This is a genomic window from Rhodococcus sp. P4_F3_2, assembly GCF_056401335.1.
The window spans coordinates 1-6,692 of the sequence record NZ_JBFUJN010000073.1; the positions used below are offsets into that span (position 1 = coordinate 1).

Sequence of the window (6,692 nt, forward strand, 5' to 3'; positions counted from 1 at the left end):
CCCCACCGCAACCCCCACACCAAACCAACCACCCACCACCAACCCACGCTCACCCGCGACAAACACGTCGACCTCACCGACCGGTGTATCCGCGTTCGCTGCGAAGGCGGCAAGAATTCGCGACATTCGCTGTGCAATGGTGCCGACCGCGGCGCGGTCGAATGCCGCCGGCTGATACCGCAGGCTCACCTGCAGCGTCGGTTCCGCGACCGACAGCACGGTGAGCGGGTAATGCGTGGCGTCGCGGGCATTCACAGCGGTGACGCGCATACCGGCTATGTCGGTGTTCCCGTCCATCCCCGAGGTATCGATCGGATACGACTCGAAGACCGACAGTGTGTCGAACAAATTGCCTGTCCCTACGGCAGATTGAATCGCGCCGAGTCCGACATAGTGATGATCGAGCAGAGCTGTCTGCTCGCCTTGTAGTCGAGCGAACAGCTGTGCACACGTCTCGTCCGGATCCAGTTGCACCCGGACAGGCAATGTGTTGATCAGCAGCCCCATCATGTTTTCCACACCAGGCAATTCAGGTGAGCGGCCCGAGACTGTGACGCCGAAGACTACGTCTTCACGGGAAAGCATTCGAGACAACAGGACACCCCACGCCGCTTGGATCACCGTGTTCATCGTGATCCCGCTCCGCTGGACGAGCGCACCGAGTCCGTCGAGCACCGAATCCGGCAGATCGACGGTGACCTCTTCGGGTACCACCTGATCGGCGGTCGGCGCCGAAGCCGCCAACAACGTCGGCTCGTCGACGCCTTCCATGGCGTCCTCCCAGACCGCGAGCGAGGTCTCGATGTCGCGGTGCGCCAACCATTCCAGATAGGTGCGGTACGACGGAGTCTGGGGCTGATCGGCCGGGACGCTCTCGACCGGGAGACTGTCGTCCGCGTATCTCATCAGCAGTTCGCGCACCAACAACGGCATCGACCAACCGTCGAGAACGATGTGATGGTTTGTCACCACCAACACACACCTCGACGGCGAGGTTCGCAGCAACGTCAGCCGAAGCAGTGGCGGCGAGGCGAGGTCGAAGGGTGCACTGCGATCCTCGTCGAGGCGGCGCTCCAGCTCTGCTTCGGTTGCCGATCCGCAATCACTCAGGTCGACCTCGGTCCAGGGAATCACTGCATCGTCGACAATCAACTGCACCGGTAGGCCGTGTGCGTCGTAGACGAACGCTGCACACAGATTCGGGTGGTTTGCCAGTAGTCCGGCAGCAGCGCCGCGCAAACGCTCGGAATCAACCGCTCCTTCGAGCTCGACGCACAACTGCGCTGTGTAGACGTCCGTCGACGTGGCCGCCAGTGAGGCATGGAACATCAGCCCGGCCTGAAGGGGCGACACCGACCAGACATCGTGCAATCCGGGGAAGTCGTTCTCCCAGCGTTCGATCTGTTGTTGGTCGACCGAGACCAGGGGAATGTCCGACGGCGTCAGACCGCCCGCATCAGGTCGCGATGCGTGCGCGGTGAGTCCGTCGAGCGCACGACGCCACAGTTCCGCGAACTCCGCGATGTCAGACCTGTCGAGCACTCCGCGGGGAAAGGTGAAAGATGCTGTCAGGCAGGGCCCGTCGACATGGTTCTCAACCGCCGCGTTGATGTCGATCACGGACGCCACAGGCATGGACCGATTCTGGGTTCCGCCGAGCTTTCGATTGCCCTCCACCGGCAGCCAGTCCTGTGTTCCGTCAGAGGAGCTGATCCGGCCCAGATAGTTGAAACTGATCTGAGGAGAACGGAATCGGCCGAGTGGTTCGCTCTCGCCCGACAGGTAGCGCAACATCCCGAATCCGATTCCATGATCGGGGATCGCACGCACGTATTCCTTGACGGCTTTGAGAGCTCGTCCGGCGTCGGCGCCACCTGCCAGTGCGTCGTCGACGTCGAGTCCGCCGAGGTCCACGCGCACCGGGTAGAGCGTGGTGAACCAACCAACGGTGCGCGCGAGGTCTGCGCCAGGAACCGCTCCTTCCTCGCGGCCGTGTCCTTCGAGCGTGATCAGGGCGGCAGCGGTATCCATACCGCGGCGTCGTCGCCACTCGATCGAGGCCAACGCAACAGCAGTGAGGAGTCCGTCGTTCACGCCGGCGTGGAATGCCGCAGGAACCGTGGTGAGTAGGTTCGTGGTCACCGGAGGCGCGATGTCCACTGTGACGGTGTCGACCGTGCCGTCGACGTCGATCGTGGGATCGAGTGGGCGCGAACCGATCAGCGGGTCATCGCCGTCAAGGATCGTTTTCCACATGTCCCGTTCGACGCTCCGATCGCCCACGTGCTCGACAAGCCCGTGCGCCCACCGCCGGAACGACGTTCCGATCTGTGGCAGTTCGGGCGTGACACCGGCCCGGAGTTGTGCTGTCACCGTCGCCAGGTCGGTGACCAGAATGCGCCACGAGACGCCGTCGACAACCAGGTGATGAATCACCACAAGTAGTCGGCCCCGCTGGTTCGACAAGTCGGGTTTGTCGACCAGGTCGAACCAGATCACGCGCACCATGTCGGCCGCGGCGGCATCCAAGCTGTCGGCAGCGGCCTCGAGCTCTCCCGACGCCAAGGCCCTGAAACGTTCGTCGTCCACCGAACCGACAGCTACTCGATGGATCAGTCCTTCGGCCGAGATCGAGCCGGGTGGTAGGACTTCCATGACCCGGTCGCTCTCGTCCAAGCGTGCTCGCAGCATTCCGTGGCGGTCCAGCAACTCCTGGACACCACGGACAAGGAGGTCCTGGGTGAGATCAGCGGGAGCTGTCAGCAAGAGCGCCTGGGAGAACCGTTTCAATTCACCGCCACGCAGCCCGCCACTGCTACGGTCGAGCATCCACTGCGCCACCGGGCTCAGTGGAACAGTTCCGACAGCGGACCCCGGTAGCTCCGCGAGCACATCAGGACCGTCCTGCTCCACGTGCGCCGACTCGGCAAGCGCGGCAACAGATTTGTGGTCGAATACGTCTCGAGGCGAGATGATCACACCAGCATCGCGAGCGCGGGCCACCAATTGGATGGACATGATGCTGTCTCCACCGAGCTCGAAGAACGAATCGTGCACTCCTACGGTGTCCAGGCCGAGAACCTGCGCGAACAGAGCGGCAAGAAGATTCTCGGTTTCCGTTCGCGGTGTCCGGTCGGGTGTGGCCGTGGACGAGAAATCGGGTGCCGGTAGCGCTGCGCGGTCCAGTTTTCCGTGAACCGTCAGCGGAAGTGCGTCGAGCACCACCACCGCCGCAGGAACCATATACGACGGCAGACGCTTGCCTGCATGCGCGAGGACGTCTCGCGGATCGACACTCGCTCCGCGATCGGGAACCACGTATCCGATCAACCGATCCCTGCCGTTCAACCGATCCCTGCCGTCGCCGTTCCAGACGCCCGTCACCGCCTGGGCCACGCGCGGGTGCGTCTGCAGTGCCACCTCGACTTCCCCGAGTTCGATGCGGAACCCACGGACCTTCACTTGGGCATCGGTGCGCCCGAGATACTCCAGCTGTCGGTCGGGCGTCCACCGCACGCGATCGCCCGTGCGATAGATCCGCGTTCCCGGTGCACCGAAGGGATCTGCGACAAACTGCGTGGCGGTCAACGGGGATCGCCGGTGATAGCCGCGAGCGAGAGCCGGTCCGGCAAGATACAACTCTCCCGCGACACCTACCGGCACCGCTCTCAGACGCGAGTCCAGCACTACCTCGCTGAATCCGCGAGTAGGTGCGCCGATGGTGACCGGGTCGTTCGGAGCCAGCGCCGCACTGATGCTCGACACCACAGTTGTCTCGGTAGGACCGTAGGCGTTGAACATCTTTCTGCCCGGCGCCCAGCGGGCCACCAATTCCGGCGGGCACGCCTCCCCACCTGTCACGACACAACCGACAGTGGTGAGTCCGTCTGGGGCGACGGATGCCAAAGCCGCCGGAGTCACAAAACAATGGGTGACGCGCTCGCGCTCCAGTAGCGCCGCCAGTTCCGCCCCGCCGTAGACGGTCGGTGGCACGATCACCATCGTGGATCCCGCACCAACGGCCAACATGAGTTCGAGAACCGAAGCGTCGAAACTCGGCGAAGCGAAGTGCAGAGTTCTGGATCGGGTCGTGGCGGCGAATGTCTCGCGCTCCTGGAGAGCAAAGTTGCTCAACCCGCGATGTGTGACCGTCACCCCCTTGGGTGTTCCCGTTGATCCCGAGGTGTAGATCAGATAGGCCGGATTGTCGATTCGAATCCGTGCCTTCCGATCCGCGTCGGTGACTTTCGATGGCGAGTACGCCCACAGCCGTTCCTCGAAACCGGCATCGTCGAGGACCAGCCACGGCACGAGGCCGGACAATGCTGCGTGGTGAGCTCGGGTCGTTATCCCCCACGCTGCACCGGAGTCGCCCAGCATGTACTCGATACGTGCAGCAGGAAGTCCCGGGTCCACGGGAAGGAATGCCGCACCTGTCTTGGCAATGGACCACACCGCCAGAACGGACTCGACGGAGCGTGGGAGACACATCGCCACCACCGATTCGGGACCCACTCCGGATTCGATCAGCATGCGGGCCAATCGATTCGACTGTGCGTCTAGTTCGAGATAGGTCACTTCACGTTCCTCGAACACCAGCGCGACGGCGCCGGGATCCTGGGCGGTCGCCATATCTGTTGCTGTAGTGAGCAAATCGGGAAGGGTCTGAACAGCGGTGGAGATCACACCTCGCACGGGTACCAGTTCGGCTGACTCACGGGCGTCGAGGATATCGATATCTCCGATCCGCGATTGCGGATCCGTGGTGACGTACTCGAGAATCCGTTGCAGGCGGTCGACGAAGCCCCCTACTGTTTCCTCGTCGAAAATATCTGCGGCATATCCGAATTCAGCACGAATACCATCCGATTCACCGGCGGTGCCAGTGTTCTGCGCCACCGTCAACTGCAGATCGAAGGTGATGGTGTCGATCTCGACACCCACGTCGGTCACCTGCAGGTCGGGAAGTTCCAGTGTCGGTCGCTCGATGTCTTGGAACTCCAACATGACTTGAAACAGGGGCGAGTATGCCGTCGAACGTGAAGGATTCACTATCTCGACGACTCGTTCGAACGGCACGTCCGCATGAGTGAAGGCGCTCAGATCTACGTTTCGGACCTGGTCGAGGAACTCCCCGAAAGTCGCGCCGCGGTCCACTGCAGTGCGCAAGACCAACGTGTTGACGAACATGCCCACCAGGTCGTCGAGTTCGCGCTCCCCACGCCCGGCGATCGGAGTTCCGACGGCTACGTCCTCCTCATCGCTGAGCCTCGCCAGCAGCACTGCCAAGGCTGCGTGCACAACCATGAAGACGGTGGCGTTGTGTTTGCGCGACAGGGCAACCACACCGGCATGAACCTCCGRACTGAACTCGAACCGAATCCGTCCGCGTCGAAGCGAACGCACATCACCGCGCGGTCGATCGGTCGGAATGTCGAGAACTTCCGGTGCACCCGCAAGATTCTCGACCCAATAGGCGAGCTGTTTCGAGATCAAAGACCGAGAGTCGGATTCCGAACCCAACCAACCACGTTGCCACAACGCATAGTCGGCGTACTGGATCTCGAGCGGCGCCCACCGAGGAGCCTCACCGCTCACACGGGAGGTGTATGCGCTCATGAGATCTCGGGCCAGCGGTACCGTGGAGAATCCGTCGGCGGCGATGTGGTGAATCACGATCACCAGGACATGCGAGTGGACCTCGTCGTCTCGCCGCAACAAGGTGGCGCGCATCGGGACCTGCTGCATGACGTCGAAACCATCCGAAACGATCTGCCGGCAACGCTCGCGCAGCTCTTCCTCTCCCTGCACAAGTATCGGTGCAAGATCCGATACCACCTGTGAGGTAGACATGATCACTTGACGCGGGCCGTCGTCAGTGAGAGGAAAAACAGTGCGCAAGGACTCGTGCCGCTCGACGACGTCGACAAATGCCGCGTGAAGTGCACTCAGATTCACTGTGCCGTCGAGCCTCAACGCGCACGCGACGTTGTAGGCGGCGGACTCGGGGTCGAACTGATTCGCAAACCACATTCGCTCCTGGGCCGGTGAAAGTGGGATATCCGTCGTCGTACCCCGCGGCCTCAACGCCGGCTTGGCCCCCTCTCCTCCGCGACACTGCGCCAACTCGGCCAGCGCTGCAACGGTAGAAGCATCGAAGACGTCGCGGATGTCGATCCGTTCGCCGAGAACAGAATTCACTCGCGCAACCAACCTGACTGCACTCAGAGAGTTCCCACCAAGGGCAAAGAAGTCGTCGTACACGCCCACCGTCGACGTTCCCAACAGATCATCGAAGATTGCGGCAACCGTCTCCTCGACCGGCGTTCGCGGCGCAACATACTGCAGCGATCGAGGTTCGAAGTTGACGTCCGGGAGGGCTTTACGGTCCAACTTCCCATGCACCGTCACCGGAAACTCCCCCAACACCACAACCACCGACGGCACCATAAACCCCGGAAGAGACCTCCGCACCCCCTCCAACACCACCACCTCATCGACCACCACCCCCACCTCACCCACCACAAACCCCACCAAAAAATCCCCACCCACACCCGACCGCAACACCACCACCGCACCAGCCACCCCCACCTGAGCAGCCAACACCGCCTCCACCTCACCCAACTCCACCCGCTGCCCCCGCACCTTCACCTGAAAATCCYTGCGCCCCACAAACTCCAACACCCCACCAC

1 protein-coding gene is annotated in these 6,692 nt (G+C 62.5%); it reads right to left on the minus strand.

Annotated features, from left to right (window positions below; all coding sequences use genetic code 11):
- On the minus strand, positions 1-6,692 hold a 6,692-nt coding region (locus AC1DWA_RS32515), incomplete at both ends, for an amino acid adenylation domain-containing protein (RefSeq protein ID WP_477917550.1).